Annotated in this window: 4 protein-coding genes; all 4 read right to left on the reverse strand. The window is 67.9% G+C overall.

Going from position 1 to position 3,388, the window contains the following annotated elements; translation table 11 throughout:
- Positions 1-143: 143 nt before the first annotated feature.
- The gene (locus BN3270_RS00010) at positions 144-560 is read right to left on the reverse strand and encodes a hypothetical protein (RefSeq protein ID WP_058985077.1); all 417 of its coding nucleotides are present in this window, start codon (positions 558-560) and stop codon (positions 144-146) included.
- 89 nt (positions 561-649) lie between these two features.
- Positions 650-1,588 (reverse strand): conjugal transfer protein TrbL, encoded by a 939-nt coding sequence (locus BN3270_RS00015; protein ID WP_058985079.1) that lies wholly within the window; start codon positions 1,586-1,588, stop codon positions 650-652.
- 62 nt (positions 1,589-1,650) lie between these two features.
- Positions 1,651-2,445, reverse strand: a complete 795-nt coding sequence (locus BN3270_RS00020; protein ID WP_058985078.1) for a hypothetical protein — start codon at positions 2,443-2,445, stop codon at positions 1,651-1,653.
- Between the two features lie 12 nt (positions 2,446-2,457).
- Positions 2,458-3,388: phage tail tip lysozyme (locus tag BN3270_RS09540; RefSeq protein ID WP_167551296.1), on the reverse strand; the 931-nt coding region annotated here is incomplete at its 5' end.

Below are 3,388 nucleotides of genomic sequence, written 5' to 3' on the forward strand. Positions count from 1 at the left end.
AGGGATTTTTTATGGCTTCCGTCGAGAAAGGACCACCATGGAAGCGCTGCAGCACGCAAGCACGTTCCTCTCCAAGCATTCGTCGCTCTTCGTGATCGCAATCGCCCTCGCGACCCTTGCTTTCCCCTGTCTCTTATACACATCTAGCTGTGTATAAGAGGGAGCCCGTGCGCCTCGGCCCACGCGCGGCGCGATTCGGTCAGCGCGTCCTTGATCTGCTGGGGCATTGCCTTCACCGTGTCCTTGAGGCGCCGGCCGTCCTCCCCGATGACGGGCTTGCCGTCCGGATCGAGGACCGACTTCTGCAGCCACACCTCCTTGTCGGCGATGAGCGGCACGTCGCGCCAGTCCGGGCCCTTGAAGCGCGAGGAGTTCACGTAGAGCGGGCTGAACTCGTAGCCGCCCACGTCGCGCCCGTCTATGACCGTCCCCCTCGGGATCGTCACCTGGTTGAAGGTCCTCTGCTCGCCGGTCTGCCTGTCCGTGTAGGGAATCGCCTCCCGGACGAAGTTCTTGTGGAACGACAGGTAGACGTTCTTCCTCTTCGCATCGTCTGTCACGGCCGTTCTCCTTTCTCTTTCCTTCTTTGCCGTTCGGAAGACGGGTGGGACGCGCCCCTATGGGCCCCTCTCCATTCGCATGCGGCCCCCTATCCGCCCATGATCTCGCGCGCCCAGGCGCCGCTCTTGACGAGCGCGATGATGAGCAGGACGCACATGGCCAGGTACTGCAGCGCGTAGGACAGCCCGCCCACGACCGAGTCGACGACGGGCACGCCCGCGCTCGCGGCGTTGAGGCCGCCCAGCACGATCGGGAAGCTCACCAGGAGCACGAGGATGATGACGCCCGCCAGGCAGGCGGCGGCGAAGTTCTTGAGGTAGCCGACGCCCATCTGCCTCGTCTCGTCCTGCGAGAGCAGGGCGAGCGGTATGGGGCTGAAGGCCGCCATGACGTAGATCTGTATGGCGCGCGCCCAGCAGACCACCAGGGCCACCACGTAGGCGGCCACCACCACGACCCAGCTCACGAGCGCGATGACGAGCATTCCGAGCAGCGCCGCCACGTCGTCGTCGGTCGTGGTGATCGAGACCGCCGACAAGTCGAGCGCCGAGCCCGTCCCGAACAGGCCCGCCACGCGCTGGACGGCGATGCGCGTCACCTCGTAGACCGCCTGCATGAGCTCGAAGCTGTTCTGGAGGATGAACAGGAACACCGCGTAGAACACCAGCAGGAAGACGACCTCCTTCACGCCGGGCATGGCGGCGTTGCCGTCCATCTTCTGGCTGATCTTGACGAGCTGGAGCGTGAACGAGAACGACAGCACCCCGCAGCCGATGGGCAGTATCGCCGCTTCCCACACGCCGTGCACGACGTCGTACATCGTCACGGTCCCCGCGCTCCCGAGCATCTGGTCGAAGCTCGCCGAGAGCACCCCGCTCGTGCCGATGCCCTTGAGCACGTCCACCTGACTGTTGAAAATCCAGTTGCACGTGTCGCGCAGCACGCCGGAGAGCCACGCGTTGACGTCGTCGGCGATGGACGCGAACGCGGGCTCGGGGGAGAAGAGGGCGAGCGCGGCCAGGAGCATGGTTGTGCCCAGCGAGAGGGCGAACCGCCCATCGCGCAGGGTGTCCGTGAATGTGCGCACGGCTACCCCCTGACCTCGAACTTGCCGGCCCTGTACGAGACCGAGATGGCGGTGGCGGCAGGGTCGTCGCAGGTGAACGTCGCGGAAACGGTGCCGGCCGGGACGTCGAGGTAGACCTCGCCGTCGAAGGCCGCCGTGGTCGCGGTGGGGGCGTGCTCCCTGCACCAGGAGGCGACGCACTCCGCGAGCTCTGCGGTCTTGCCGTCGATGAGCGACGTGTAGGGCTCGGTGACGCCCGAGACCGCGACCGGCCCCTCGCCCTTGCCACCCTGGACGTAGGACTTCGCGAGCGCGAAGCCGTCGCACGATACGCGGTAGGAGCCCTCGACCCCCGTGAGCGAGATGATGCCGCGCTTCGCCTCGGGGCTGCCGTCCGCCGTGATCCGGCAGGTGATGGAGCCCGACGCCCCGTCCCACTGCTCGTCGTCTATCTCGAACGAGGCGACCTTGGAGGTCTTCCCGTCGCGCTCGACGAACGAGCCGTCGCGGAACTGCACGGTCTTCGACGAGTCGTCCTGCGCCTGCCAGGAATGCGAGCGGAGCACGTCCGCCACGTGCGATTCCCGCGCGGGATCGGACCCGTCGGAGCCCTGGCCGGCATCCTCCTCAGCATCGGCGCCCGCGCTCGCGGCCTGCTCCTGCCCCTGCGCAGGATCCGCGCCGTTTCCGGCCGCCGCATGGTGCAGCGCCGCGGTTGTGGCGCCGCCCGCTGCCACGAGGGCGAGCGCGAGCAGCGCGGCGATGACGCCGGTGCGCCGCCTCGTGGCGTCCCTGCTGCCCGTCTGCCTTCTCCTCATCCCTTCTCCCTCCTAGTAGCGGATTGCGCACGTGAAATACGAGATCCCGGTCGCCCGTCTGCAGATGTCGCCCGTCTGGGGCTCGTGAATGTAGCCGTCGCCGCCCGTGTAGATGGCCACGTGGCCCGGCCTCCAGAGGATGTCGCCGGGACGGGCCTCCGACAGCGGTATCCGCCTGCCGCCCGCTGCCTGGTCCTCCGAGTAATGCGGAAGCGATATCCCTGCCTGTGCGTAGCAGTACTGGACGAGCCCGGAGCAGTCGAGCGCCTTCCCCGGCGTCTCGCCGCCCCACACGTAGGGCACGCCGAGCTGCGACTCCGCCGCTGCGACGATCGCGTTGCCGCCGCCTGCGGACTCGAGGGCGGCGAGGTAGCCCTTCGCGTACTCGATCCGGCGGTCCAGGTGCGCGTATTCCCCGTTGGCGGGCTTCTCGTAGCAGGCCATCCACGAGTAGGTCGCGCGCACGACGTCGTCCGCCGCCTTGAACTCGTCCGCCGTCGCGTAGAACGAGCCGTCTGTGTAGCCCGGGCAGTTCGCGTAGTAGCCGCTTCTCGCCAGGTTCGCCGACCATCGGTTCGACCAGGTGCCCGGGCAGTCTCCCGAGAAGGTCCATTCCATCTGGGGCCCGACATCCGACCACGTCTTCCCCCGGCTCCGGCACCATGTCTTGAACTCCCAGTACTCGCCCTGCCCCGGCCGCGTCGAGGTGTACTGGAACACCCCGCAGGCGCGCTCGTAGGCGTAGTTGAACATGCCGTCCATGACCTCGTCGGACGCCGGGTCCATGCCGCTCTCCGCCTTTAGGTTCCCGAGGATTGCGGCCGTGGCCTCGTCCGTGAACCCGTAGCCCTTGAGCGCCGCGGCGATCTCGCGCTCGACGCCCGTGAGCGCGCCGGCGTCGCGGGCCGCCTCGTTCTCCCAGAAGCCGAGCAGGGCGCTCGCG

Origin of the sequence: Hugonella massiliensis, from assembly GCA_001486445.1 — a bacterium.
Taxonomy (GTDB): Bacteria; Actinomycetota; Coriobacteriia; order Coriobacteriales; family Eggerthellaceae; genus Hugonella; species Hugonella massiliensis.

Bases quoted from the DNA above. Each gene is read 5' to 3' on its own strand.
- BN3270_RS00015 (WP_058985079.1), bottom strand. From the start codon at position 1,588: ATGCTCCTGGCCGCGCTCGCCCTCTTCTCCCCCGAGCCCGCGTTCGCG.
- BN3270_RS00020 (WP_058985078.1), bottom strand. From the start codon at position 2,445: ATGAGGAGAAGGCAGACGGGCAGCAGGGACGCCACGAGGCGGCGCACC.